Annotated in this window: 24 protein-coding genes and 1 tRNA gene; 4 read left to right on the forward strand and 21 right to left on the reverse strand. The window is 31.2% G+C overall.

Features of this window, described 5'->3' with window-relative positions; translation table 11 throughout:
* Positions 1 to 39: 39 nt before the first annotated feature.
* Positions 40 to 771 carry a type 1 glutamine amidotransferase gene (locus MSM_RS05755; RefSeq protein ID WP_011954308.1) on the reverse strand — a complete coding sequence of 244 codons (732 nt, stop codon included), beginning with the start codon at positions 769 to 771 and terminating at the stop codon, positions 40 to 42.
* The gene (locus MSM_RS05760) at positions 768 to 2,117 is read right to left on the reverse strand and encodes a MurT ligase domain-containing protein (RefSeq protein WP_011954309.1); all 1,350 of its coding nucleotides are present in this window, start codon (positions 2,115 to 2,117) and stop codon (positions 768 to 770) included. The genes MSM_RS05755 and MSM_RS05760 overlap by 4 nt, the downstream gene beginning before the upstream one ends.
* Positions 2,118 to 2,885: 768 nt before the next feature.
* On the opposite strand from MSM_RS05760, the gene MSM_RS05765 reads away from it, so the two are divergent.
* Positions 2,886 to 3,656, forward strand: coding sequence for a hypothetical protein (locus MSM_RS05765; RefSeq protein ID WP_011954310.1), 771 nt, complete (start codon positions 2,886 to 2,888; stop codon positions 3,654 to 3,656).
* A gap of 519 nt (positions 3,657 to 4,175) precedes the next feature.
* Here MSM_RS05765 and trpA read toward each other — a convergent pair.
* The 10 genes from trpA to MSM_RS05815 all read right to left on the reverse strand — a co-directional run bounded on the left by trpA (position 4,176) and on the right by MSM_RS05815 (position 12,842).
* A complete protein-coding gene (gene trpA / locus MSM_RS05770) occupies positions 4,176 to 4,949 on the reverse strand; it encodes a tryptophan synthase subunit alpha (RefSeq protein ID WP_004035944.1) in 774 nt (257 codons plus the stop codon).
* Positions 4,942 to 6,723, reverse strand: a complete 1,782-nt coding sequence (gene trpB / locus MSM_RS05775; RefSeq protein ID WP_080513222.1) for a tryptophan synthase subunit beta — start codon at positions 6,721 to 6,723, stop codon at positions 4,942 to 4,944. The genes trpA and trpB overlap by 8 nt, the downstream gene beginning before the upstream one ends.
* Positions 6,716 to 7,492: an indole-3-glycerol phosphate synthase TrpC gene (gene trpC, locus MSM_RS05780; protein ID WP_011954312.1), complete on the reverse strand. Its 777-nt coding sequence runs from the start codon at positions 7,490 to 7,492 to the stop codon at positions 6,716 to 6,718. The genes trpB and trpC overlap by 8 nt, the downstream gene beginning before the upstream one ends.
* 4 nt (positions 7,493 to 7,496) lie before the next feature.
* Entirely contained in the window at positions 7,497 to 8,504 is a 1,008-nt protein-coding gene (gene trpD / locus MSM_RS05785) for an anthranilate phosphoribosyltransferase (protein ID WP_011954313.1), read from the reverse strand.
* Complete coding sequence (locus MSM_RS05790; protein WP_011954314.1) at positions 8,505 to 9,086, reverse strand: anthranilate synthase component II; 582 nt, start codon at positions 9,084 to 9,086, stop codon at positions 8,505 to 8,507.
* Positions 9,083 to 10,591: an anthranilate synthase component I gene (trpE, locus tag MSM_RS05795; protein WP_011954315.1), complete on the reverse strand. Its 1,509-nt coding sequence runs from the start codon at positions 10,589 to 10,591 to the stop codon at positions 9,083 to 9,085. Before trpE ends, MSM_RS05790 begins: the two co-directional genes overlap by 4 nt.
* Before the next feature lie 86 nt (positions 10,592 to 10,677).
* Positions 10,678 to 11,076 (reverse strand): hypothetical protein, encoded by a 399-nt coding sequence (locus MSM_RS05800; protein ID WP_011954316.1) that lies wholly within the window; start codon positions 11,074 to 11,076, stop codon positions 10,678 to 10,680.
* Between the two features lie 46 nt (positions 11,077 to 11,122).
* Positions 11,123 to 11,869 carry a CPBP family intramembrane glutamic endopeptidase gene (locus tag MSM_RS05805; protein ID WP_011954317.1) on the reverse strand — a complete coding sequence of 249 codons (747 nt, stop codon included), beginning with the start codon at positions 11,867 to 11,869 and terminating at the stop codon, positions 11,123 to 11,125.
* Between the two features lie 37 nt (positions 11,870 to 11,906).
* A complete protein-coding gene (locus MSM_RS05810) occupies positions 11,907 to 12,635 on the reverse strand; it encodes a DUF4013 domain-containing protein (RefSeq protein ID WP_011954318.1) in 729 nt (242 codons plus the stop codon).
* A gap of 3 nt (positions 12,636 to 12,638) precedes the next feature.
* On the reverse strand, positions 12,639 to 12,842 hold the full coding sequence (locus MSM_RS05815; protein WP_004032788.1) for a helix-turn-helix transcriptional regulator: 204 nt from the start codon (positions 12,840 to 12,842) through the stop codon (positions 12,639 to 12,641).
* A gap of 173 nt (positions 12,843 to 13,015) precedes the next feature.
* On the opposite strand from MSM_RS05815, the gene purB reads away from it, so the two are divergent.
* Both purB and MSM_RS05825 read left to right on the forward strand, forming a co-directional pair.
* A complete protein-coding gene (purB, locus tag MSM_RS05820) occupies positions 13,016 to 14,368 on the forward strand; it encodes an adenylosuccinate lyase (RefSeq protein WP_004032787.1) in 1,353 nt (450 codons plus the stop codon).
* Between the two features lie 33 nt (positions 14,369 to 14,401).
* Positions 14,402 to 15,253: a hypothetical protein gene (locus MSM_RS05825; RefSeq protein ID WP_011954319.1), complete on the forward strand. Its 852-nt coding sequence runs from the start codon at positions 14,402 to 14,404 to the stop codon at positions 15,251 to 15,253.
* Between the two features lie 5 nt (positions 15,254 to 15,258).
* On the opposite strand, the gene MSM_RS05830 is transcribed toward MSM_RS05825, so the two are convergent.
* From MSM_RS05830 to cfbD, 9 genes are all read right to left on the reverse strand, one after another.
* Complete coding sequence (locus MSM_RS05830) at positions 15,259 to 17,706, reverse strand: heavy metal translocating P-type ATPase (RefSeq protein WP_011954320.1); 2,448 nt, start codon at positions 17,704 to 17,706, stop codon at positions 15,259 to 15,261.
* Positions 17,707 to 17,828: 122 nt separating this feature from the next.
* Positions 17,829 to 19,052 carry a metal-dependent hydrolase family protein gene (locus MSM_RS05835; RefSeq protein ID WP_011954321.1) on the reverse strand — a complete coding sequence of 408 codons (1,224 nt, stop codon included), beginning with the start codon at positions 19,050 to 19,052 and terminating at the stop codon, positions 17,829 to 17,831.
* A gap of 14 nt (positions 19,053 to 19,066) precedes the next feature.
* Positions 19,067 to 19,456: a DUF126 domain-containing protein gene (locus tag MSM_RS05840; protein WP_004032782.1), complete on the reverse strand. Its 390-nt coding sequence runs from the start codon at positions 19,454 to 19,456 to the stop codon at positions 19,067 to 19,069.
* 177 nt (positions 19,457 to 19,633) lie between these two features.
* Positions 19,634 to 20,896: a tRNA pseudouridine(13) synthase TruD gene (gene truD / locus MSM_RS05845; RefSeq protein WP_011954322.1), complete on the reverse strand. Its 1,263-nt coding sequence runs from the start codon at positions 20,894 to 20,896 to the stop codon at positions 19,634 to 19,636.
* Positions 20,897 to 20,926: 30 nt separating this feature from the next.
* Positions 20,927 to 21,000: transfer RNA gene (locus MSM_RS05850), tRNA-Arg, on the reverse strand.
* A 77-nt stretch (positions 21,001 to 21,077) separates the two neighbouring features.
* Positions 21,078 to 21,509 carry a hypothetical protein gene (locus tag MSM_RS05855; protein ID WP_004032780.1) on the reverse strand — a complete coding sequence of 144 codons (432 nt, stop codon included), beginning with the start codon at positions 21,507 to 21,509 and terminating at the stop codon, positions 21,078 to 21,080.
* Positions 21,510 to 21,560: 51 nt separating this feature from the next.
* A complete protein-coding gene (locus MSM_RS05860) occupies positions 21,561 to 22,925 on the reverse strand; it encodes an AIR synthase-related protein (RefSeq protein WP_004032779.1) in 1,365 nt (454 codons plus the stop codon).
* Positions 22,926 to 22,940: 15 nt separating this feature from the next.
* Entirely contained in the window at positions 22,941 to 23,537 is a 597-nt protein-coding gene (hisH, locus tag MSM_RS05865) for an imidazole glycerol phosphate synthase subunit HisH (protein WP_004032778.1), read from the reverse strand.
* A gap of 4 nt (positions 23,538 to 23,541) precedes the next feature.
* On the reverse strand, positions 23,542 to 24,609 hold the full coding sequence (gene cfbD, locus MSM_RS05870; RefSeq protein WP_011954323.1) for a Ni-sirohydrochlorin a,c-diamide reductive cyclase catalytic subunit: 1,068 nt from the start codon (positions 24,607 to 24,609) through the stop codon (positions 23,542 to 23,544).
* 130 nt (positions 24,610 to 24,739) lie between these two features.
* On the opposite strand from cfbD, the gene MSM_RS05875 reads away from it, so the two are divergent.
* A complete protein-coding gene (locus tag MSM_RS05875) occupies positions 24,740 to 25,708 on the forward strand; it encodes a hypothetical protein (protein ID WP_011954324.1) in 969 nt (322 codons plus the stop codon).
* The last annotated feature ends 1 nt before the right edge of the window (position 25,709 follow it).

Here is a 25,709-nt window from a genome sequence, read left to right on the forward strand (position 1 = left end):
AAAAAACCACAGCAATTCTAAAAAAGAGGATTAAACAGATTATTTCAATCTGTTAACCATAACATCATGTGCTTTAAATTCAATTTCATCATCTAACTCTTCAATTGAATCTACATTATACTTATTCTTCATAGCATTCAATATTAAATAGTCCGCAATGTGAGGGTTTTTTGGTAGAAAAGGACCGTGCAAATATGTTCCAATAAAGTTTTTATAAATCATTCCTTCCTCACCGTCTTCATCATTATTGCCATGCCCTGCTATAACATTACCTAAGGTTTTATAATTATGAAATGTCCTTCCACCATGATTTTCAAATCCCACAACTTCTTTTGGGGCCAAACCTAAATTATTTTCTATTAAAATATTGCCGATTAACCTATTTTCCTGACTTACCGTTTTAATATCAAATATTTCAAGACAAGAGACATTATCCCCATTAACATCATAATATTCATGCCCAAACATCTGATAGCTGCCACAGACAGTTAATATGACTCCGTCATTTTCCACATAATTTTCCAGGTCATTTCTTTGTTTTAAAAGGTCATTGGAAACAATACTTTGAGTTCTGTCAGAACCTCCTCCAATTAAAATTAAGTCAATATCCTCATAATCAAAATCCATATCATGATTTAGAGAGTAACTTTTTTGATTAACCTTGATTCCTCTCCATTCACATCTTTTTTTAATGCATTTTAAATTACCAATGTCCCCATAGATATTTAAAATATCGGAATACATATCAACAATGTTCAATTCAAAACTCATGCTTTTTCCCCTTTAAGTTTCATAAGTACTTTTCTAGCTTCAGGCATTGCCGTGAATGTTCCAATAATATATGCCTTATCATTTTCAGCTACAATTTCTTCTACACACCCAACAACATCGCTTTGATCTTTTGAATGGCAAATTTCGATTTTTGATGTTGGAAAATCTGCATATTTTAATCTTAAAGCTACTTCTTCAGCTCTTGTTCCAACACAGTAAAATTTATCAATGTTTGGAGTGGCAGCTATTTCCTTAAAGTATGCATCCCAAATCCATGAAATATCTTTACCGTCAGGAGCATAATCATTTAAAATAAACATGAATGATTTCTTATCTTCATCAAATTTTATAGTTGAGAAAACTTCACTTAAACCAACAGGATTCTTAGATAAAACCAAAACAACATCACAGCCGTTTACAGATATCCTTTCCATTCTTCCAAGTTTATATTCAAAATTTTCAATTTGCTGTTTTATTAAATCATAACTGAAACCGTTTTCCCTTGCAAGAGCAATAGCTGCAAGAGCATTGGAAACATTGTAGATTCCAAGTAAATTTAAGTTGATTTTAGCTGATTCCTTTTTATCTTTAACTGTAAACTCATATCCTCCGTTTTTGAAGGTAACCTCATCAATCACATAATCTGCTTCATGGTTTTTAGCCCCGCATTTGGAACATGAAAATTTACCATGATTTCCATAATTTATATATTCATAATCTAATTTATGTCCACATACCTGGCAGAAGACTGATTCTTCAACATTTGCACTATCTTTACTGAAAGGATTTTTCTTTAAGCTATAGTACACTTTTGGTTGGTCAGAGTCTTGAAAATAAAGAGAAATCGGACTGTCTGCATCTAAAATAAGTGTGGAATTATGTCTTTTGCTTGATTTTTGAACTAAATTAATTGTGTTTTCCACTTCACCGTATCTGTCTAACTGATCTCTAAAAAAATTAGTTATAATTATGTAATCACTTGGCAAATATCTGGTAACATTAGGCATGGAGCCTTCATCTACTTCAAATATTCCCCAGTTATAATGATCTCGATGGTTTTGAATAAAAGAGCTAGTAACTCCTGTAATCATATTAGAACCATTTAAATTAGATACAATATCATAATCTTTACCTTTAAAAATGTGATTTGCTAAATTGTTTGTAGTTGTTTTTCCGTTTGTTCCTGTAATAAGCGCTATTTTATCACATTTTTTTGCAAAATCATTTAAAATATCTGGTTTAACAGCAAGGGCTATTTTTCCAGTTAAAGATGTTCCTTTTCTGCCTGCCATTTGAACAACTTTATTTCCAATCATACCCGCCAATATTGCTATTTTTGACCTCATTTCTAATCACAACATATAGGTAAGTTGTTATTTAATATGCCTCATATAAGAGTATTAAATTATTCTCTAAATTTATACATTAAATAGGCATCATATTTATATTTTTGCTAAAAAAACACAGCAAATATGCATAAATAGTGATGAATATATAACTATTTTAAAAAATATTTGTTTAAATATTATTTTTATAGTGCCCTTTTACAATAATTAATCAATTCAAAATAACTGTTTTTTAATTAATTATACTTTGGTTTAGATAATTTCATCAACTAATTTTTAATTTTTTGAGCTGTATTAACTATTATCAACATTTATTTAATAAAATTTTATAAATTAGATTTTCATTATAAATCAATGATTTATTATTTACAAAACTGTGTAAAATTTTAATTTTATTAAACAATTAAACTATAAAATTAGCACCAGTTTTACTTTTCAAAGATTCAATGTTCACTTTCAAACAATTTACTCAATTAACATTCCATTTTATAATTTATTCAGAAATAATTATCATTGTTATTAAGTTAAACTGATTTTTTTATATTTTTAAATAAAAATAATATATTTCAAAGAGTTAAATGCAAATTAAAATGATTATATACTAAATTAAACATAATTACAAAATGAAAAAATATAATAGAGGAGCAAATTTTTCATGAAATTTAAAAATAGTTATATGGAAAATTTTCTAAAATTCTTCATTTGCATATTAGTATTTACTAAAAACTGCATCTAACAAAGTAGCAGATAATATTGGAGAGAAGAATAATGGTTAGATTTATAAAAACTTTCATATATCATCATTCTATTGATTTGTTAACTGATAAAGAAAGGAAAATAAATGTTATATTTCAAATTATTATTGTAACATTTTTTTACATTTTCCTTTCAACTATTATGACTTTTAAACAGAATTATGAATTTTTTATTCCCATATTTGTAATTGGAATCAGTTTTTGTATACCTGAATTTATATTTAAAATATTTCTAAAAAAAATAGACAAATATTACAATGTATACGATAAAATCAGACCCGACAAATTTTCATTTGATGGATATGCATTAGAAAACCTAATAAGAGGAATTAGTGTTTCTTCATCATTTTTAATCTTTTTTATAGCAATAAAAGCAACATTACCTGGATTTTGTGTAGCTTTTTCCATGATTTACACAGTAACATTCATATTCCTCCGAAGAAAAAAATACTGGGAGATGTTTGAACCCAGATTTGAAGAAGATCCAGACCCAGTGAAATTACGAAAATTTATCAATATATTGTCAGGTGAAGGAGGAGTAATCTGTGGATGTGCTTCAGTTGGAGCATGTTTTTATCTAATTGCTAATAGTTTTAATGGAACTGATCCCATACCAGTAACTACTTTGATAATTGTAACAATAATTGCATTTATTTTATTTTCAATGTCATTATGTATTGATTTATGGAATAAAATACTTCCCTGGGACTTAACAGAATTTGAAATTACTGTACTGTTGCAAATGGTATTTGTATTGGAGTTACATTACTATTGGAATGGTTAGTGACTGGTGTTTGGTTAGTTTAATGAATAATTGTTTTTATTGTATTAGTCATTATTAAGAAATAATTTATTAATAAGTTGAGTTTTCTTAATTAACTGTTATTTAGATTGATAAATGAATTATGAAATTATAGGATTTAAATTTAAAAAATATTGTTTAAGAAGTATTTTAGGGAGTTCTTTGATTATGAAATGAATCCAAATATAATATTTGGTTTTATAACTATCTTTTTTTCTTTATTTTTTGCTCTTTAAAAAATTGGTGTGATTTTATAAATAATGGAGTCTGTAAAATTTTATAGGCTTATTTGAGTTTAATGTGTTTTCAGTCAAAATATAAAATATTATTGTATACAACTATGAATTTAAACAGCACATATAATTGTAAAATTGATTCATATGTTTCCTACCTACAAAAAATTAATGATAATGAAAAAGATGTGATGGTGGTGTGTAACACCTGCTGTTGATACAATAAAATGTATACGATATTATTTTTGTAATTTCAGGTTTATCCTTTTTATTCATTGCAGGCTGTTTTCATAGCTGACACATATTCTTTTAATGGTTCTGCTGCATTTTCACCATGCTCCTCAATGATTTTTACAATAGCACTTCCCACAATAACTCCATCAGCTATTTTCCCAATGTTAGAAGCCTGTTCAGGTGTGTTAATACCAAATCCAACAGCTAATGGCAAGTCACTGACTGCACGAATATCATCTAAAATAGATTTCAGGTCCGTTTTTATTTCACTGCGCATTCCAGTAACTCCCAAAGAAGAAACAACATAAATAAAACCTGTTGCATCACTGGCTATTTTTTGAATCCTTTCCTTTGAAGTTGGAGCAATCAGAGAAATGACATCAACATCATTAGATAATGCAATGTCTTTGATTTCACCTTTTTCTTCATAAGGCAGGTCAGGTGATATAATTCCATCGATTCCAAGTTCACCGCATTTTTTAAAGAATTTTTCATAACCATAAAAGAAAACAGGGTTAATGTAAGTTAAAAATACTAATGGAACATCTGTTTTTTGGCGAACTTTCCTGACTATTTCAAATACATCGTCAGTTGTTGTATTATGGCCTAATGCCCTTATATTTGCATCCTGAATTACAACTCCTTCAGCCATAGGATCTGAAAACGGAATTCCAATTTCTATTAAATCGCAACCTGCTTCTTCCATTGCCAAAATATATTCTACTGTTTTTTCAATTGTCGGATCTCCTGCAGTTAAAAATCCGATAAATGCCTTACCGTCCTTAAATGCATTTGCTATTTTACTCATTTAACTCAACTCCCCTATATTTTGCAATTGATGCTACATCTTTGTCTCCCCTTCCAGAAAGACAAACCATGATAATTTCGTCTTTATCCATTTTTGGAGCTATTTTCATTGCATGTGCTACTGCATGAGCACTTTCAATAGCCGGAATGATTCCTTCCATTTTTGACAAGTATTCAAAAGCATTGACTGCTTCTTCATCTGTAACAGGAACATACTCTGCTCTTTTAATATCTCTTAAATATGCATGTTCAGGTCCTACTCCAGGATAATCCAGACCTGCTGAGACAGAATAGACTTCAGATATCTGCCCATATTCTCCCTGATTAAATATTGATTTCATTCCGTGAAATATTCCGATTTGCCCATTAGTTAAAGCTGCTGCATTATAAGGAGTATCTACTCCTTTTCCTCCTGCTTCACATCCAATTAATTTAACATCCGCATCATCTATGAAATTGTAAAATGCTCCCATTGCATTACTTCCACCACCAACACATGCTAAAACTGCATCCGGAAGTTTTCCTTCTTTTTCCAAAAATTGTTCACGAGCTTCAGCACTTATTACTGCTTGGAAGTCTCTAACCATCATTGGAAAAGGATGCGGCCCCATTGTTGAACCTATTACATAATTTGTATCATGAACTCTCCCAATCCAATCTCTAAATGCATCATTAACTGCATCCTTTAGTGTTTTTGTTCCTGATTTTACCGGATGAACTTTTGCTCCAAGCAATTCCATCCTATAAACATTTAAAGCCTGACGTTTGGTATCTAACTCACCCATGTACACTTCACATTCCATATCCAGAAGTGCTGCTGCTGTTGCTGTAGCTACCCCATGTTGGCCTGCTCCAGTTTCAGCTATTACTCTTGTTTTTCCCATTTTTTTAGCCAGTAAAACCTGACCAAGCACATTGTTGATTTTATGAGCTCCAGTGTGATTTAAATCTTCACGCTTTAAATAAATCTTAGCTCCTCCCAAATCTTCAGTCATTCTTTTTGCATAGTATAATAAAGAAGGTCTGCCAGCATATTCTTTTAAAAGTGTATTTAATTCTTCTACAAATTCAGAATCATTCATATAGTGATAATACTGTTCTTCCAAGTAAATCAATTCATTCATTAAAGTTTCAGAGATATATTGTCCTCCATATTCCCCGTATCTTCCATTATTCATGTTTTTAGCCTCCATGACTTTTTTTATTTTATTTTCATCTTTAAATCCGTCACTTTCAACACCGCTGCTTAAATCAATTGCATATGGCTTAAATTCTCCAATAGCCTGAGTGATGTTTTTGCTATTTAATCCTCCTGCCAAAAAGAATTCTTTTTTCAAGTCTTTTCTAATCAAATGCCAGTCAAAGGTTTTCCCCGATCCTTTTCCACTGTCAAGCAACAAATAATCAGCTAATGAATCATCATATTTAGACAAATCCGTATTTTCAGATACTTCAATAGCTTTAATAATCTTTAACTTATAATCTGTTTTTTCTTTCAAAGTTTTAATATAATCTTCGCTTTCCATTCCATGAAGCTGTGCCACATCAATTATACCATCATTGTATAATTTTAGGATTTCATCAGTGCCTGCATCTACAAAAACACCAACACTTTGAATATCTTCGCAGAGTTTTTCCTTCATTTGTTTTGCAAGATCATAATTTACTTTTCTTTTGCTCTCAGCAAATACAAAACCTGCATAATCTATTTTATACCTGTTTGCAAGTTCAATATCCTCCAGTCTTTTAAGTCCGCAGATTTTAATTTTAACCATTCTTCAACTCCCGAATCATCACCTTTTTGTCTGGTGATTTCATTAAAGTTTCACCTATTAAAACTGCATCAACATTATTTTCTTTTAATCTGGCAATATCTTCTTTTGTTTTAATACCACTTTCAGAAATAAATATAATATCTTCATCTACACATCTACGTAGACGAATACTATTTTCAATATCTACACTGAAATCTTTTAAATTTCTATTGTTTACACCGACAATATCTGCACCTGCATCAATTGCCCTTTTAATTTCATTTTCATCATGAGCTTCAACAATAGCAGACATTCCCAAAACACGAGTTATAGTCAAATACTGTTCCAATTGTTCATCAGACAAAATAGCTGCAATCAGCAATACTGCAGATGCTCCAAGTAATTTAGCTTCATAAATCATGTACTCATCAACAACAAAATCCTTTCTGAGTACTGGAATTTTAACATTTTTAGCTATTTTCTTTAAATAATCATCAGAACCCTGAAAAAAGTAAGGTTCTGTTAAAACTGAAATAGCTGATGCGCCTGCAGCTTCATACTCTTTTGCAATGTTTACATAATCAAAATTTTCAGCTATTAAACCTTTAGAAGGTGATGCCTTTTTAACCTCTGCAATAATTGCAATATCATCACTGCTTAAAGCTTTTTTAAAAGGATAATTGAATTTGACATCAATATTGAGTATTTTATATTTGAGTCTGTCTAATGAATTAACCTTTTTATTTTCAGATACTCTTTCTTTTGTTTTTTCAACTATTTTATCTAACATGAAATCAACTGTTTGTATATTCGATGAATTTTTCAAGCTGTTTTTTAGCCCTGCCAGAATCAATAATTTCACTGGCTAATCTAACACCATCTTCTATAGAATCTGCTTTTCCTGCAACATATAAAGCAGCTGCAGAGTTTAAAACTACGGCATTTCTTTTAGGTCCTTTTTGGCCATTTAAAATAGATAATGTAATTTCTGCATTTTCCCTAGGATTTCCACCTACAAGGTCTTCTTTAGAACATCTCTCCATTCCAAAATCTTCAGGAGCTATTTCATAACATTTTAACCTGCCGTCCCTAAGTTCACAAACAGATGTTTTGTCACTAACTGAAATTTCATCCAATCCGTCCTGACCGTATACTGATAATGCAGACTTAACTCCTACGTTTTTAAGCACTTCACAAAGAGGTTTCACAAGTGATTCATCATAAACCCCCAAAACCTGCATTGTAGCACCTGCAGGATTTGTCAGAGGCCCCAGAATATTGAAAATTGTTCTTATAGATAATTCTTTTCTGACTCCAGCTACAAATTTCATGGCCAAATGATAATTTTGAGCAAATAAAAAGCACAGATTAATCTCTTTTAATATTTTCAAGCTTTTTTCCGGTTCAATATAAATATTTACACCTAAAGCTTCCAAAACATCTGCCGCCCCACATTTGCTTGATGCTGATCTGTTTCCATGTTTGGCTACCGGAACTCCTGCTGCAGAAATTACAATTGAAGATGTTGTTGATATGTTGAAAGTGTTGGATCCGTCTCCACCAGTTCCAACTATTTCCAAGACTTCTTCATCATTTAGTAATTTAACACAATGAGCCCTCATGGCTTTTGTAGAAGCTGTGATTTCTTCAATTGTTTCACCTTTCATTGACAGTGCAGTTAAATAAGCACTCATCTGAACCTCACTAGATTCTCCGGACATTATTTCATCCATTGCCCCATAAGCTTCCTTCGCATTTAAGTCATTTCCATTTACAACTTTTAAAATAGCTTCCTTAATCATTTAATTATCCTCCTTAATTTTGTTTATGAAATTTTCAATTATTGTAATTCCGTCAGGTGTTAATATTGATTCCGGATGAAATTGAAGACCGTAAACATTATATTTTTTATGTTTAATCGCCATTATTTCTCCGTTGTCTGCTGTTTTTGAAATTATTTTTAAATCTTTAGGCAAAGTATTTTCAACCAAACTTAAAGAATGATATCTTCCAACAGCAATCTCATCATTTAAACCTTTAAAAATAGGGTCTTTATTTAATTTAGCTGTTGATGATTTTCCATGCATTAATTTGCTGGCATAAGATATTTTACCTCCAAATGCATCACATATTGCCTGATGTCCAAGACAAACTCCCAAAATTGGTATTTTATCATAAAATTTCCTAACAACATCAACACAGATTCCCGCATCTTCAGGCCTTCCAGGACCTGGAGATAAAATAATAGCTTCAGGATTTAAATCTTTAATTTCATCAGCAGTGATTTTATCATTTCTATAAACTTCAATATCCCTATTTACCTGTCCGATTAATTGATATAAATTATATGAAAAGCTATCATAGTTATCTATTAATAAAATCATAAAATTCCCCCGTCAGCTATTTTTAAAGCATCAATAACTGCTGCTGCTTTATTTAAACACTCGTCAAATTCATTATCCGGAACACTGTCAGCTACAATTCCTGCACCTGACCTTATGAAAACTTTATTATTACGTGCAAAAGCAATCCTGATTGATATGCAGGTGTCTACATTGCCACTTAAATCAATATATCCAATAGCTCCACCATAAATCCCTCTTTTATTATTTTCAAGTTCATTAATAATTTCACATGCTCTTATTTTTGGAGCTCCGGACAGTGTTCCTGCAGGAAGTATGGAATCAATAGCCGCAAGTGAATCCAGATCTTTTCTTAAAGTTCCAGTTACTGTTGAACCAATATGCATTACATGAGAAAACCTCTCAATTGACAGGTATTTATCAACATTGACAGATCCTATTTCAGATATTTTTCCAATATCATTACGTCCCAGGTCTACAAGCATATTATGTTCAGCCAATTCTTTTTCATCACTTAAAAGCTCTTTTTCAAGGGCCAAATCTTCACTTTCCGTTTTTCCTCTAGGTCTTGTTCCCGCTAGTGGAAAAGTGTATAATTTTCTATTGTTTAATTTAACCAGGGTTTCAGGTGAAGCACCGGCTATTTCAATGTCATTACTTGAAAAATAAAACATATAGGGTGAAGGATTTGTAGTTCTCAAGACCCTGTATGTATCAAACAAGCTTCCTGAAATATCTGCTTCAATCCTGTTTGACAGTACAACCTGAAAAATATCCCCCTCTTTAATGTAATCTTTAGCCTTATTAACCATTTGACAATATTTTTCACGTGAAAATACTGGTTTGAAATCAGATTTTAATGTCAGAGGTTCTATTTTTGCTTTTTTTCCTGTTTTAATTAATCTGGCTATTTTTTCCAAATCATCACAGGCTTTCTTATAGTTTTCATCCAAATTGTCTGTTTTCATATTTGCAATCAAAACAATTTTTTGTCTGAAATTATCAAATGCAACAACCTTATCAAACAACATCAAATCAATGTCTTTAAATTGATCCTGATTTTCAGCATCGAGGTTTAGGGAAGGTTCTGCATATTTAATATAATCATAAGCAAAATATCCCACAAATCCTCCAGTAAATGGAGGCAAATTAGTTAATTTTGGAGATTTGTTTTGTCTGACCAAATCTTTAATAACTTCACCAGGATTGTTTGTTTCAATAATTACCTTATCATCATCTGTTAATTTGGAACTGTCTTCAAATTTGCTGTCTCCCTTAATTTGAACACATCCATTTTGACAGGTAAACTCTAAAAGCGGATCAAATCCTAAAAAGGTGTATCTTCCCCATTTTTGTGAATCTTCAACACTTTCCAGCATATAACAATGTTTACTGATTTCTTTTAAAATCCTTAATACTTCTATTGGAGTAGCCATATCTGAGTATAACTCATAAGCTACTGGAATTCTTTTATATTCTTTATTTTTTGCAATTTCTTTTACTTCTTCCAAACTTGGGGAAAACATTTTAATCACTATAATATAATTAGAATAATGTACTATTTAAATCCTTGTTGTACTTTTTTGTACATTTTAAAATATTTGAAAAAAAATTATAATTTGTCCTGTTCTTTACTGAAATCAATGACAATTTTTTTAATTTGCCTGCTTTCCAAATAAGGAAGATTTTCAGTAAGTTCCTTTTCCAAATTACGATTTATTTCCATCCTTTTTTGAATATATTCTTCACCGTCATACTGGCTAGAATACTGTTTATTTAAATTAGAATATTTGGTTATTAAAGGCTGAATAACCCTTTCAATGTCCTCATTTAACTTATCATTAATGAATTTTTGCTTTTTAACATCCGCCAAATATCCTATTAATGTTATAAGAAATCCTAAAATAACAACAGTCAGTGCAGAAACCAGATATTTGTAAGAATCAATAAACATTACACACAAAGATAATCCCACAACGATTATTGCAATTCCTATCTTTTTAGTATCCATATCAAAAACACCTAATTTATAATTAATTTTCAGCATATATAAAATATTATTTTTTATCTAAAAATTTCCACTCAATCTTTAAAGAGTTCAATATCAAATATAAAGATATAATAGCTAAAACTGTAATTGTAATCATTATTAAATCATTGTTAAAAAGTATTGCATCCTTGTCCAAATAAAATAAAGCTTCTGCAAAGAAATTGTTCATAATATGTGCAGCAACAGGAACCAGAATGTTGTCTGTTTTGATATACAAAATACACATACATAATCCGAAGACAAATGCTGAAACAATACTTCCATATCCGTGAAGAACACCGAAACACAATGAAGATATTAAAATAGCCACATTAACAGGGACAACCAATTTCAATCTGTTTAAAATAATTCCCCTGAAAATTATTTCTTCAGAAATTGGAGAAATTAAAACAGTTCCAATTAGGCCACCAATAAAAGCCAGATTTTTTAAACTTGGAATTAAGTTAAAACTTAAAAAACTTTCAATATTTATGCTGTTGGCCAAATACAACATTCCATATGAAAAAAAGACATTTACAATAACAATTAAAAACACATATCGAAATTCAATTTTAGAAAAGATATTCTGATTAGTTTCAGCCGAATATTTCCTTGATTTAATCAGAATATAAGCAATAATAACTGCATACATCCATTCCATATCTACATTAAATCCATAAAAACTAGCTACCATATATACTGAATAAAAACACAAAATTATAATTAACAGTTCAATTAAAGTAGTGCATTTAATTGCCTTATTAAATGATGGCATAATAACGAAATCCTAAAATAAAAAAAGAGGTGAAAAATCACCTAATATTATAAAGTAAACCTTGACAACGGCTTTGGAATATCTGCAAGTAAGGCATTACAATAAATGTTATTACAAAATTAATAATTAAAGTTGATACAACACCGGTTGCAGTAGCTACACCCATTATAGGAACTGCAGAAACAGTAGCAAATCCTAAAATCATTAAAACTGCTAAAACTATACTTACAACAACACAAATAATTACACTAACAAGTATTATCATTCCAATATATGTTGTAAAACATCTTGACCAACCGATAGACTTAGCAATATTTGTTATCTCTTTTACATCAAATGCAGCTTTCATTGATCCGTCATTTGTAGCCATATGAGAAATAGCTAAAAATGAATACAATGCAAATACCAATAAAATAACAATCCCTACTATAAATCCAACAATAGTTAAAGAAATATTATTGGCTTGGCCACAGCCCCATAGAATACCTAAAAATACAATAATTGGAATAATTAAATAACCCACATACACAACAAAACATTTAATTCCTTCAACCAGCATCAAAGTCCAGTCTTCAAACTCAGGAAGTTCATCATTACCATTAATCATTCCTTCAGTAGCTATTTTAATAATTCTATAATTATAACCTAAAATGAAGAACATAGGAATGATTAAAAAACCAAATAAGTAAAACACTCCTAAAATCAAGAGATTTTTTACATTTTTAGATGCATATTCAAAGGAATCTTTATAAATATCTAATATCATCTCTCACTCACCATCATCAATGATGAAAACATCCTCAATGTTTTCTTTATCTAAAATCTTAGTTATTCTAAAGGCTAAAAGTAAAGAAGGATTATACCTAGCATTTTCCAATGCATTGATTGTTTGTCTTGTGACACCAGTCAAATCTGCCAATTTTTGTTGGCTTAATCCCTTTTCATTACGAAATTCTTTAATTTTAGTTTCCAAAAAATCACCTAAGTTTTTTTATACTTAGTAAAAAATAATTTACTAATATATATTAGTATTCTATATTATAAATTTAACCACCAACCGGCATCAGAAAATGGTTAATTAAGAATAATATAAAATACTAAAAAAATCAATATATAATATTATTAAATAAACTGAGATGATATAAAATGGCTATACATCCAATCGAATACAGATATGGTACTCCCGAAATGAAATCCATTTGGGAAACTGAAAACAAATTACAAAGAAAACTAGATGTGGAATCTGCTCTAGCTCAGGCAGAAGGAAAACTTGGTATAATTCCTCAGGAAGTGGCAGATGAAATAGCAGCTAAAGCTAATACCAAATATGTTAAATTAGAAAGAGTAGATGAAATTGAAGCTCAAACCAAACATGACATTGCTGCATTAGTTAAAGCTATTGGAGAAGTTTGTGATAATGACGCCGGAGAATATGTCCACTTCGGAGCTACTTCCAATGATGTTGTAGACAGTTCAAATTCTTTACTTTTAAATGATTCAATTGAAGTTTTAAAAGAAAAAGTAGAAAGATTAACTAAAATAATGCTTGATTTAACTAAAGAAAATATCGATAAAGTTTGTATTGGTCGTACTCATGGTCAACATGCACTTCCTACTACATACGGTATGAAATTTGGTATTTGGGCTGATGAACTTCACAGACAATATGAAAGATTAGAAAATGCTCAAAAAAATGTTTGTGTAGCTATGATGGACGGTGCAGTTGGTACCACAGCAGCTCTTGGTGAAGACGGATGGAAAATCCACAAAGAAGTAGCTAATATATTGGGATTGCCTGCAGCTACAATTACTAACCAGGTTGTTCAAAGAGACAACCATGTGGAATTTATTTCAACATTAGCTAATATTGCAAGTACTTTAGATAAAATTGCTCTGGAAATCAGAAGCTTACAAAGAACTGAACTTATGGAACTTGGGGAATACTTTGATCCTGAAAAACAGGTGGGCAGCAGCACAATGCCTCATAAAATGAACCCAATTACAGCAGAACGTATTTGTGGTGTTGCAAGAATTGTAAAATCTTTTGTAAATGCTGCACTTGACAACAATCCGCTCTGGCATGAAAGAGACTTAACCAATTCCTCCTGTGAAAGAATAATGTTTCCGGAAAGCTGTATTTTAACTGATTACATCCTCAGTTTAACTATTAAATTAATGAGCAATTTAGTATTCTATGATGAAAATATTGAAAGAAATTTAAACTTAACTAATGGATTAATCATGGCTGAAAGATTAATGGCTGAACTTACAAGAAGCGGAATGGGAAAACAAACCGCATACGGAATTGTAAGGAGAAATGCTATTAAAGCTAATAAAGAAGGCGGTCTTTTAGGAGAACTTATCCTAGAAGAGGAAGATGTTCAAAAATACTTAACTCCTGAAGATGTTGAAAAAATTATGAATCCTCATACTTACATAGGTTCATCTAAAACCATTATTAATGAATTACTTGAACAATCTAAAGAATGGTTTAAATAGAACATATACATAATAAGTAATGAGGTGAAAAATATGAGTGATGTAAAAATCTTAAAATCTATTGATATAACATCCTACACCATTATGGGAACTGGAATTGGAGTATTATTCTCAGTTTTATTCTCCATAATTCTACTGATAGCTATAGGCATATTAAACGCTCAAAGTATTGGAGTAGTAGCTTATATTATCCCAACAATAATCGTTGGAACCATAATGTGTTCTATATATAATAGATTTGCAGAAGGATATCTTTACAATTGGTTAACAAAAAGAATGAATCCAATTACTTTTGAATTAAACGATGAAAAAGAGATTACTAAAATTTCAACTGTGCCAACCGCACTTATTGCATCAATTATAACAACAATTCTTGTTATTTTACTTTGTGCAATAACTATATTCATTGCTCCAATTATCATATCAGCAATAGTTCAAACTTTAATGTTTAGTGGACAAACTGTAATGGCATTTGCACTTTACCAAGTTGCAGCAATGATAATGCAGCCATCATTTATTGCAATGTCCATAATCGGATCATTCATCATAACTTTTGTATTTACCTTAATTGCTACATACATCTATAATTTACTTGGAAGTAAAGGCAAAGGAATTATCCTTGATTTATCCAAAGACGGTGCCATGACCTCTTTAAATTCTATTGACCCAGTAAGTTTAATTATTGTATTAACAGTAATCAGCCTAATATTCAACATTATTTTAGCTATCATTACTTTAATTAGTGGTGGAAATGCTTACCAAGCATTAGGTAATATTGTTGGTGGATTAATAAATGGAGTTATAGGTGGAGGTCTTTTAGCTATATTCTATAATTTTTTAGCTACAAAACTTGGAAAATTAAAAATAGAGTTAATTGACAATTAAATCAATTAACTTTTTGTTTCTTTTTTTATTGCAGGAACATATCCTTTAAGAGCAAGTGACAGGGATATGACTGTTACTGAACTTAATGCCATTGCAAGAGCAGACCATTCAGGCATGAACATTATTCCAAAACCGGCATAAAGCGCTCCTGCTGCAAGTGGAATCAGTATAACATTATATGCAAATGCCCAGAATAAATTTTCTTTAATTCTAGTCATTACCTTTTTAGAAAACTGCACAGCAGCAACTACATTTTCCAAATCACCTTCCATTACAACAATATCACCACTTTCCATAGCAATATCTGTTCCGTTACCCATAGCTACACCAATATTAGCCTGTGTAAGTGCAGGTGCATCATTAATACCGTCTCCAACAAATAAAACTGTCTTGTCTTCTTTTTGAAGATTTTTAACAATATCCAATTTGTTTTCAGGTAAAACTCCGGCACATACATTATCAATACCTACTGCACTGGCTACAGTTGATGCTGTTTTTTTGTTATCTCCTGTAAGCATATATGTTTCAATGCCCATTTTATGCAATTCTTCAATAGTTCTTTTAGAATTAGCTTTGATTTTATCAGATAAACTTAAAATACCTTTAATTTCCCTATCAACACCTATTAAAATTATAGTTTTACTAAGGTCCTCCAGTCTTCCATACTCTTCCAAAACACTTTGAGGAATTTCAATATCCTGAGATTCTAAAAGCTTTTTATTTCCTGCTAAAATATCTTTATCATTAACCTGAGCTTTTAAACCTTTACCCGTTATATTTTCAAATGATGAAGTTCGAATAAGTTCCAGATTCATATCACTGGCTTTTCTGACAATTGCCTTAGCTATTGGATGATTGGAATTTTTCTCTACACTGGCTGCAAGTTCAACCAATTCATTTTCACTAATTCCATAACATATAACATCATCCACTTCAGGCTGACCTTCAGTTATAGTTCCAGTTTTATCAAATGCTGCAACATCAATTTTACCTGCATTTTCTAAAGTATCTCCATTTTTAATAAGAATACCAAATTCTGCAGCCCTACCAACACCTACAGTTACTGCTGTCGGAGTAGCCAGACCTAATGCACATGGACAGGCCACAACTAAAATTGAAATTAAAGTTGTAAGTGCAAACAACAAAGTAGAGTCAAATACAAAGTACCACAGCAGGAATACAACAACAGCTATTGTTAAAATTGTGGGTATGAAATAGCTAACTGCAGTGTTAGCTAATTTTTGAACCGGAGGTCTGGAACTTTGAGCTTTTTCAACTAAACGGATAATATTTGACAATACAGTTTTGCTGCCAATTTTTTTAGCTTTAATGTGTAAAACACCATCCTGATTAATAGTGCCTGCAAATACTTCTTCACCATCTCTTTTAGCTTTGGGAATTGGTTCACCATTAATCATTGATTCGTCAACATAAGAATGTCCGCCGATTACTTCACCATCTACAGGTATTTTATCTCCCGGACGAACAAGTAAAATATCGCCAATTTGGATTTCTTTAATATTCACCTCTTTTTGAGACACTATATTCCCATTACTGTCAAGTTCTATTAAAGTAGCTGCTGTTGGCTGAAGACCAATAAGTTCTCGAATTGAATCAGAAGTTTTCTTTTTAGCTTTTGCTTCCAAATATCTGCCAATAAGTAAAAATGATGGAAGCATAATAGCTGTTTCATAAAACATAAATGAATGATCAAGAACTATGTTAAATGTTCCCAAAATACTTGATATGTATGCAACAGTTATACCCATCGAATACATCACATCCATGTTTAAATTCTTATGAACAAGACCGTTGAATCCTGCTTTAAGTGTAGGTAAAGATACATAAAGAAATGGAAGAATACTTATGATTAACGAAGTTATTCCCATAGACAATCCAAACGGATGCCAGTGAATATACATTAAAGCCATTAAAACAGCTGATGCTGCAAAACCAACTATAATCCTATTTCTTTTATCTTTTAAATCATTTTTATAAATTTCATCTTCATTTATTTCAAGTTGCCCATCAATTCCAAGTACTTCAAATCCCAAAGAATTAATAACTTCTTCCATGTCTTTGACAGTTACTTTTGTTTTATCATAATTGATACGTGCTGTTTGTGAAGTTAAATCTGCCTTAACATCAAAAATGCCGTCTAAACGTATTAAAAAGTTTTCAACATTCATGACACAGGAAGCACAATGCATTCCGTTAAGTTTAAGAGTAACCTCATCTGTGTGAAGTTCAAATCCCAAATTTTTAACTAATGTTTCAATTTCATCAAATGGGAGCTTTTTTGGATTGACAGTTAAATGTAATTTATTTGAAGCCAAATCTGCATCTACTGATTCCACTCCTTCAACCTTTTCAAAAGTTTTATTTAAACTTAAAACACAGGAAGCACAATGCATACCTTCAATAGGCAAATCCATTTCTTTAAGTTTTGCCATTATATCACAACCAAATTTTAATAGATTATTTTCAGATTAAAATTAATAATCACACATATATAAATTGTATACTTCTTAAATAAAAATTTATGTATACCTAAAAAAAGTTTAAAAAAAGAAAATTAAATGTTTTTAACAAGACATCCATTCTGAATAACCTTTAATATATTGTCATTGTCAGCTAAAATACTTACATCATCTAAAGGATTGCCATTGACTAAAATTAAATCAGCTATTTTATTTTCACTAACTGAACCTAATGAATCTTTTTTACCTATAAATTCAGCAGCATTTATTGTCCCGCTAGCTATAGCTTCATCATTACTCATTCCAGTATCTGTTAAATGAATCAACTCTTCCAGATTATGACCATGGGCAATTACTCCACTATCAGTTCCCATTAACAAATCCACCCCTTCTTCATAAGCAACAGATATGTTTTCCTTGTGAACTTTAACTATTTCTTTTAATTTGGCTGTTTTTTCAGCTGCATAATTATCCCATGCAGGAAATCCGCTATGATATAAAAAATCATGAACAAGCATTGTCGGAACTAATTTTACATTATTTTCAGCCATTTTATGAGATGTTTTTTTATCAATGAATGTTCCGTGTTCTATTGAATCAAAACCTGCATCAACACAGTTATTGATTCCTTTCAGACTGTGACAGTGAGCTGAAACCTTTAAATCATTAACATGAGCTTCCTCAACTATTGTTTTAAGTTCTTCAACATTGAACTGAGGATAATCTGGAGATGTGTTTGTTGTTAAGACTCCCCCACTAGCCATTACTTTAATAAAGTCTGCTCCTGCTCTTTTTATTTCACGGGTCTTTTTTAAAACTTCAAGAGGCCCGTCACACCTTCCTTTAGGAAATCCCGGATAAACTATTTCCATATCAAAACCAGAAGGTAAAAATAAATCAAAATGTCCTCCTGTTGATACTAAAGGAGTAACTGAAATTTCCATTTTAGGAGCTATAAATAAACCTTTTTTTTGAGCTATTTTAACTCCGATATCTGCAGGGCCACAGTCTTTAATTGTTGTAACACCTGCATCAACTGTCTGTTTTCCATGTTTAATTGCATTGTAAAAATGTAGTGCTAAAGGATTTGCCATGTTTTCTTCTTTGTGAAAGCCATTAGCCATAATATGTGCATGACAATCTATAAACCCAGGCATTAGATAATTATCCTGCCCATCAATGATTTTAACATTGTTTTTAGTAGAAACTTTCTTTCTAGATATTTGTTTAATGTGTTTATCTTCAATTAAAACATTGCATGAAGTTTGAATTTCTTCATTCGGATTTAAAATGTTTACATTTTTAATTAAAGTTTCCATAATAACCACATTATTTATAAAATAGCTATTTTACCATTATCCCCATCAACTTCAACTAAAACACCATTTTTCAGTTCATCAGTATCTTCCGGAGAGTCGACCATAGGTATATCAGACATTATAGCACCAGTAGCAATAATCGGTTCTGCATTTAAACATATAATAGCTTTAGGTGCAGTATTATTCTTTTTCATTTGAAATATAACATAAGAACCAACAGTTGAACCTTTTCCACCAGGAATGAATAAAACTTTGTCCTTAATGGATTGACCTTTAAGTTCATGATTTGGATCAATTACAATGCCTGTTTTAGGATCCACACCTCCCAAAAAACTAATTGGCTCACTGCTTACTATTAATTCTCCACTATCTTTTCCCTTAGCAATATTTCTACAATCAATCATAAAAATCAACTTAAATAATAATTCTTTGATATAATTTTATAAAAACTATTACTTAAAATTAAAGAGCATATTAAAATAAAATGAATTATATGAAAATTTCAAAACCAAAAAAAATCATGCATAAATGATTTTAATGAATTTATTAAAAATTTAAAAAATGAAAAAAGAGCCATAAATCTAAACAACATCTTTTTTCATGACTTCCCTTAAAACAGCTGTAGCATAAGAACCTTTATTTATTGAAAATTCAGTTAAAACACCTTCATCTGTTGGAATAGCTGAAGCATCCCAAACTTGAATTCTCATAGACCTTCTTAAACCATGACTTCCTAAACGAGGCATTTTAGGAACTTCAAAGTCTTCTTTAGTTAAATTATAGCTATTTAAAACTGATTTTTCCATTTCACCAACTTCACCACCGGCAAAAGGTACTTTAGTTCCATATAATGGAGAAGTAGGATTAGCTTCAAAATTATCAATTAAGTTTTGGAACTCTTCAGGAGTTTTATCACGAACTATTCTCTCTTCATTGTCAATGATAATGTCTCCTTCAACATATCTGTTAATTCCCATAGCTACCCTTCTGCTAACTGCATCATTAAATAAATAAGATTGATATGCATGGACAAACATCCTTTGGAGAGGTTTTGGAAGTGCATGCAAGGCATTTTTATAAGCTTTATCATCTAATGGTCCTTTTTTAGCATATTTAATCAGTTCACGAACCATCATTTTCTCATAACGCATTCCTTTACTCATCAATTCCAAAGATTCTTCCAAATTTCCATCATCATAAGCTTGTCTTGCTTTTTGGTTTTCTTCATGTTCTTCACTTGTAGGATTTCCAATGTATCTTCTAACAGCTTCTTTTAAATCATTTTGAACTAAAGCTTCACCTACCAAGTGAGTGTTTGTTCTTGGCTTACCAAATCTTTGCCAGCCAAAGTAATTAGGAACACCAGTAACTTCCAATTCCTTTAAAATGTTATTAGCTATTTCAGCACTTTTTTCAATATCATCAATATCCCGAATAAGAATTTGGAATTTATTTCCCTTTAGCTGTCCCATCCTAAGTTTTTTACGTCCACGAACAACCTTTAAAAAATCAGTTTTATAAATGGTTCCTTCCAAATCCTTAACTTGCCTGAACTGTTCTTCAGATTCCATATTAGATATGCAAATCCACTGACGGGTACGGGCTTTTTTATCTTTCATTCCTGCAAAGCCCATTCTTTTTCTACTAATATGTAAATCTCTTGCAATATCCAAAACAACATCTAAAGTAGTCCTACCTACTTTCTCAATCCAAATCCAAATATTAGGCCCTTCACCAGTTGGAGTCATTTCAGGGATTTCTTCAACATAAAAATCTTCATACTGATTTCTAATAGTTCCGCCAATCCCTTTCTCATTAGTTACATAAGTATTAGCATTTAACATTGTATCACGGAATTTAAAAAAATTATATAATGCCCCGACCGGGATTTGAACCCGGGGAATAGGATCCGCAGTCCTATGTGTTATCCAAACTACACCATCGGGGCGACATTAAAAATAGTTATCAGTTAATATTATGATTTTAATAGTATTTAAATAAAACTATTATATTCTATAAAAAATACTACCAGATATATAAAGTATAGGAATAATCTCCATAATTTCGGCTAGCTACACTAACATCCTCACCTAATGCTCCGGAACTGGCCAGTACTTTTCCGCCTAAAACATTGTTTTCCTTAAACTGATAATTCTTAAGACCTAATTTCTTGAACTTCTCACGACACAGCTTAGAAACTTTCCTTACAGAATATTTTGAATTATGATTTTCATCTAAAATACTGGAAATATCTTCTATGAAAACCCTGTCTGTAGAATTAATCCCTGAACTTAATAACTCCATTGTATCCTGAGCTGATTTGAAATTATGTGAATCACTGGAATAATTCGGATTAGACATAGAAACAATTGAATTAACCATTAAAATAACTATAAGTAAAATCAGAACTGCTAAAAATGCATCAATAATGTAGAAATATCCTTTTTCATCTTTCATAAATAAGGATTATAATAAAAAATAGATAAAATTTAAAGAAGTGTGAAAAAGTTAATTTTCACGGATGTGTTTTACCACTTTTTCTTTTTTAAGTATGGATTCGTCACATGCCTTTTGGACTTTTTCTTTCATAATTTCAAAGTCTTCAGGTGTTGTGTCTCCAACGAACTTTTTAACTTTAGTATAAGCAGCTTCCCTAAATAATGGAACCAGCTTTTCAACATTTCCGTCTTCTTTAATTAAATTCGGTTCACCAGAATTATCAACTTTACCTATTTCACGAATAGGGACATCATATTTTGCTACTGCCTTTTTAATATCTCCAACAATTTCAGGAGGTGCAATCAGCATTAATGAATCTGTTGAAACTCCTAACGGATCTATATTTAATGTTTCAAGCATGTTTAATACTTTTGGAGCAACACAGTCACGAATTTCTTTTTCATAGAACTCCAAACCTACTCCTGTTGTATTGGATATTTCATGGGCATCTCCACGCAATCCCCCATTTGTCACATCAGTCATTGCATGAATATCTTTAATTAAATCAGCTTCAAAAAGTGCATGTGATGCCTGAACAAAGTTTACATTTAATGTATCCCATATTACATCAAAAAATCCGTTATATAATGCAGTTGTTGTAATGGTTCCTCCACCAGAACCCTCTGTAAGTAAAATTACATCACCTTCAGTTGCTCCTTTCCTTGCAGTTGGCGGATAATCGGATACACCAACACTTCCTACAGCAGAAACAAATCTATCACCTAAAACCATGTCTCCACCTACACGCAATGTACTTCCAGCCACTATTGGAACATCAACAAGTTCAGACACTGCAGCTACACCTGCAGTAAAGTCAAATATCTTACCAACATCCCCATCATCTGCCAAGTGAACATCACTTAAAATAGCTACAGGATCTGCCCCCATTACACAAACATCCCTTAAAGTAGCCCTTGTAACATGAAATCCTCCTAAAAACGGATAGTCACTTAAACGTGAGTGTATTCCATCTACTGCAGTTGTTACATAAACATCATCGTTTTTAACTGGTGCTTTAACTACTCCTCCATCGTCCTGTTCAGAAGGATTTACTAATGAAGCAGTATTTGTACTTGAAACAATTTCTGCAATTTTTCTGTGAACGAAGAAATCACCTGCTCCCCTGGAACCTACTCCCATTTTTCCCATAGCCACATCTGCTTTCGGAATATCTACAATTTCTTTTAAAAAATCATCATCAAGAGAATTCAATTCCAAAGTAGTTTTTACTTCATCAATAACAGCTTCAGCCATTTTACAGGAGTTTTCTTCAGACAAATCTTTGTATTCTCTAATTCTACTTGCCAAAAGAGCAGTCAAATCTTCATATGTGTAATCATCAATTCTTTTTCTTACAAAACCTTCAATATCCATAAATATAATCTCCAATTATAACTCTAAATTAACAAAATTCTTTAATATCTTTAAACCTGCAACTCCACTTTTTTCCGGGTGAAATTGTGTTGAAAATAAATTATTCCTACTTAATGCTGCAACAACATCAATTCCATAATCACAGGTCCCTGCAATTATTTCATCATTATCCGGAACAACATGATAAGAATGAACAAAATAAAAGTACTCTTTATCAACACCTTCCAAAATTGGACATTTTTTAACAACATCTAATTTATTCCACCCCATATGAGGTATTTTAAGTCCTTCTGGAAGATAGCATGCATGACCTTCAAATAATTTTAAACCGTCAACATCAGGACTTTCTTCACTTGAGTCCATAAGAACCTGCTGACCTAAACAAACTCCCAAAAATGGTTTATCATCATCTACATGTTCATGAATTACTTTTTTAAATTCTTCAAGATTTTCCATTGCACTGCCAAAAGCTCCAACTCCCGGAAGAACCAAATAATCACTATCAGCTATTTTTTCAATGCTGCTTGTAATTTCAACATCACAGCCGATTTTTTTAAATCCATTGGAAATGCTTTTTAAATTTCCGCTTTTATAATCAATAATTGTTATCATAATTCTACTTCCAGTCAATAGCTGACCTAATCATTCCTCCAAAGTCAGAAAAAACAATTTTATCAGTTCCTAAAGTTTTTGAGTGAGCATCAAGTTCTGCAACTACATTATCATATCCCAAATCTCTTAATGGTTCAACTAAACGAGGACCATCAGTTACAGCTATTGATTCCCCTTCAATTTCTTCAACAGGAAATGCATGAGGAACACCGCATACAACATACAAATCAACAGGGTTTTCCTTTAAGTAGTCTGCAGCAACTTTTCCGGTTACAGGATATTCGTCCAATCCTCCAGTAATATAATCAATATCCGTTTTCAGTCCCTGTTTAATATTAACTGCATGATTCCTAATTCTTGAAAGACCAATATTTTCATCTAAATTAGCTACAATTATTGGTTTATTTTCAGGATTGATTTCACGATAATCAAAGTTTAAAATATCTGCAAATAAATAAGAAGTTTCTTTTTTAGCATTCAATACAAAAGCAACTTTTTTATTGTCTCTTAGTGCCTTTATGATTTTTTTAGCCACTTCTTCCTTATTATCACCAAAATTAGGTTGAATATATTTTCCCTGAGCCATTCCCCTGGTTTTTTCTATTTCAGTAGCTTTTTTAAGCATTTCAATTTGACGGTCTGCCTCTTCACGAGGAATTATACCATATTCAACAGCAGAATCTAAAACCATTATTGCTCCTTCAGTATTATCTCCTTCACCAAATCCCCCGTGAGATTCAACAGGAATAACTGTACAATCTAAATTAGCATTAGCTATTGCTTCTTTTAAGTCTTCACCAATAATCATACTAGCACAAGTACCTACAACACCTATAAACTCCGGTTTAAACATATCATAAGCTTCTTTTAATGTATTTTCTAGTTTTTCACTAGCTCCTAAAATAAAATCATTTTCAGCCATTGCCGTAGTTAAAACACGTACACCGTCACTTTCTAAAAGCCTGCCAGTTCTAAAACAACAACCATGAGGTCCATGCATTATAATAACATCAACATTCATGTCTCTTAAAGTATAAAGAGATGCAGCTATGGGACTTGGTCTTGGATGCATTTTTTCACCTATTCACTAAATTTTTTATATATAATATTAAATTTTCTTAATTTATAAAATTAAGTTTTAATAGTATAAATAACATATATCTAATGTATACAAATTATGTCAAATAAAAAAAGGAGATAAAATGAATAAAAATGTAGCGATTATTCTTTCAATAGCCGCCATATTCATTACAGCAACCTGTGTTGGAGCAACTGTGATTAATAGTGACGTAGATATGAAACAAAATACATTTGACGGAATAAAGATAAATGTTCCCCATGATACCGAATTTATACAAATACCCGACGGATTTAAAGAAAATACATACGGAATAACAATTCACACATTTAAAGACAATCAGTCAATGGTTAATTTCTTAAATAGTTTGCAAGATGCAAAAATTGTATCTTTAGCAGATCAACCACCACAATCTGTTGCATTTACCCAAGGCGATACTACAAACATATTAGTAACTAATGGAAAAGAAGGAATATGTGTTGGTGCTAGTGACCAAAATTTAGTGCTTAAAATGGCAAACAGTGTAATTTTCAGCAACGGACATCCATCTGAAAGAAATCACGGAGTTATGGGAGTAGGTCAAAAACATCTTGATAAAGATAAAGATTTCAACCTTATGGTTGGGCTTATGATTATAGTAGACAATTCTGAATTTAACATTAATTTATATAATACAGCAATAGCTGCTACAGTAACTGAAACTAATACTATTATAGACAATAATAATTTCAACTTTGAGGAAAACATAACTTCAGATCCGTCATCTGAAAATATGACTGCTCCGGAAGAGAATAACCTTACACAGGAAGAATGTGAAGAAATGGTAAATGATTACTTGGAAGACACAAACTGTTCCATAAGCAGTGTAGATGAAAATGATGGAGTATACACATTCCATATAGAAACACAGGACGGTCAAAGTGCCGGAGTAATAACTGTTGATTCACAAACAGGAGAAATGAATACAGAAGAATTTGAAATTCCTGAAGAATCAGATGAAGACATGTATTCAGATTTAAATGCATATGATATGGAAAGCTTTGATTATGATATGGAAAGCTTTGATTATGATATGGAAAGCTTTGATTTCTAGA

Origin of the sequence: Methanobrevibacter smithii ATCC 35061, assembly GCF_000016525.1 — an archaeon.
GTDB lineage: Archaea > Methanobacteriota > Methanobacteria > Methanobacteriales > Methanobacteriaceae > Methanocatella > Methanocatella smithii.

Bases quoted from the DNA above. Each gene is read 5' to 3' on its own strand.
- MSM_RS05755 (WP_011954308.1), bottom strand. From the start codon at position 771: ATGAGTTTTGAATTGAACATTGTTGATATGTATTCCGATATTTTAAAT.
- MSM_RS05760 (WP_011954309.1), bottom strand. From the start codon at position 2,117: ATGAGGTCAAAAATAGCAATATTGGCGGGTATGATTGGAAATAAAGTT.
- MSM_RS05765 (WP_011954310.1), top strand. From the start codon at position 2,886: ATGGTTAGATTTATAAAAACTTTCATATATCATCATTCTATTGATTTG.
- trpA (WP_004035944.1), bottom strand. From the start codon at position 4,949: ATGAGTAAAATAGCAAATGCATTTAAGGACGGTAAGGCATTTATCGGA.
- trpB (WP_080513222.1), bottom strand. From the start codon at position 6,723: ATGGTTAAAATTAAAATCTGCGGACTTAAAAGACTGGAGGATATTGAA.
- trpC (WP_011954312.1), bottom strand. From the start codon at position 7,492: ATGTTAGATAAAATAGTTGAAAAAACAAAAGAAAGAGTATCTGAAAAT.
- trpD (WP_011954313.1), bottom strand. From the start codon at position 8,504: ATGATTAAGGAAGCTATTTTAAAAGTTGTAAATGGAAATGACTTAAAT.
- MSM_RS05790 (WP_011954314.1), bottom strand. From the start codon at position 9,086: ATGATTTTATTAATAGATAACTATGATAGCTTTTCATATAATTTATAT.
- trpE (WP_011954315.1), bottom strand. From the start codon at position 10,591: ATGTTTTCCCCAAGTTTGGAAGAAGTAAAAGAAATTGCAAAAAATAAA.
- MSM_RS05800 (WP_011954316.1), bottom strand. From the start codon at position 11,076: ATGGATACTAAAAAGATAGGAATTGCAATAATCGTTGTGGGATTATCT.
- MSM_RS05805 (WP_011954317.1), bottom strand. From the start codon at position 11,869: ATGCCATCATTTAATAAGGCAATTAAATGCACTACTTTAATTGAACTG.
- MSM_RS05810 (WP_011954318.1), bottom strand. From the start codon at position 12,635: ATGATATTAGATATTTATAAAGATTCCTTTGAATATGCATCTAAAAAT.
- purB (WP_004032787.1), top strand. From the start codon at position 13,016: ATGGCTATACATCCAATCGAATACAGATATGGTACTCCCGAAATGAAA.
- MSM_RS05825 (WP_011954319.1), top strand. From the start codon at position 14,402: ATGAGTGATGTAAAAATCTTAAAATCTATTGATATAACATCCTACACC.
- MSM_RS05830 (WP_011954320.1), bottom strand. From the start codon at position 17,706: ATGGCAAAACTTAAAGAAATGGATTTGCCTATTGAAGGTATGCATTGT.
- MSM_RS05835 (WP_011954321.1), bottom strand. From the start codon at position 19,052: ATGGAAACTTTAATTAAAAATGTAAACATTTTAAATCCGAATGAAGAA.
- MSM_RS05840 (WP_004032782.1), bottom strand. From the start codon at position 19,456: ATGATTGATTGTAGAAATATTGCTAAGGGAAAAGATAGTGGAGAATTA.
- truD (WP_011954322.1), bottom strand. From the start codon at position 20,896: ATGTTAAATGCTAATACTTATGTAACTAATGAGAAAGGGATTGGCGGA.
- MSM_RS05855 (WP_004032780.1), bottom strand. From the start codon at position 21,509: ATGAAAGATGAAAAAGGATATTTCTACATTATTGATGCATTTTTAGCA.
- MSM_RS05860 (WP_004032779.1), bottom strand. From the start codon at position 22,925: ATGGATATTGAAGGTTTTGTAAGAAAAAGAATTGATGATTACACATAT.
- hisH (WP_004032778.1), bottom strand. From the start codon at position 23,537: ATGATAACAATTATTGATTATAAAAGCGGAAATTTAAAAAGCATTTCC.
- cfbD (WP_011954323.1), bottom strand. From the start codon at position 24,609: ATGCATCCAAGACCAAGTCCCATAGCTGCATCTCTTTATACTTTAAGA.
- MSM_RS05875 (WP_011954324.1), top strand. From the start codon at position 24,740: ATGAATAAAAATGTAGCGATTATTCTTTCAATAGCCGCCATATTCATT.